Source organism: Mesorhizobium sp. M7A.F.Ca.MR.362.00.0.0 (assembly GCF_004023175.1).
Lineage (GTDB): Bacteria > Pseudomonadota > Alphaproteobacteria > Rhizobiales > Rhizobiaceae > Mesorhizobium.
Genome location: NZ_RZTF01000372.1, coordinates 4640 through 5409 on the forward strand (window position 1 = coordinate 4640; position 770 = coordinate 5409).

Sequence of the window (770 nt, forward strand, 5' to 3'; positions counted from 1 at the left end):
CCCGGCCACATTGCATAGCTTTCGGTCAGGCTCACGCCTGCATTGCGCTCACCGTCGAGCAGCCGGAACAAAGTCGCCTTCTCGGTGTGATCGGGCTGCGCCGGATAGCCGGGCGCCGGACGAATGCCGCGATAGGGTTCGCCGATCAGTTCGTCCGGCGCCAGCGCTTCATCTGAAGCATAGCCCCAGAATTCCTTGCGCACCTTCTCATGCATCCGCTCGGCAAAGGCTTCGGCGAAGCGGTCTGCCAGCGCCTTGACCATGATCGACGAATAATCATCATTCGCTCGCTCGAACCGTTCGGCGATAGCCACCTCCTCGATGCCGGCGGTGACGATAAAGCCGCCGATGTAATCCGGCTTGCCGCACTCCGCTGGCGCGACGAAGTCCGCCAGTGCGACATTGGCCTTGCCGTCGCGCTTGGTCAGTTGCTGGCGCAGGGTGAAGAAGGTCGCCAGTTCCTGCGACCGCTTTTCGTCCGTGAACAGCCTGATGTCGTCGCCGAGGGCATTGGCCGGCCAGAAGCCGATGACACCGCGCGGCGCGAACCATTTCTCGGCGATGATCCTCTTCAGCATCGCCTGCGCATCCTCGAACAGCTGGCGCGCGGCGGCGCCTTGCGCTTCGTCTTCGAGAATTTTGGGATAACGGCCCTTCAGTTCCCAGGTCTGGAAGAACGGCGTCCAATCGATGTAGCGCGCGAGTTCGGTGAGATCCCAGTTCTCGAATACCTTGACGCCGGTAAAGGACGGCTTCGGCGGCTCGTAGGC

Annotated in this window: 1 protein-coding gene; it reads right to left on the reverse strand. The window is 62.2% G+C overall.

Annotated features, from left to right (window positions below):
* The coding region (locus EOC06_RS43870; protein WP_281062123.1) for a vitamin B12 dependent-methionine synthase activation domain-containing protein at positions 1-770 on the reverse strand (770 nt) is incomplete at both ends.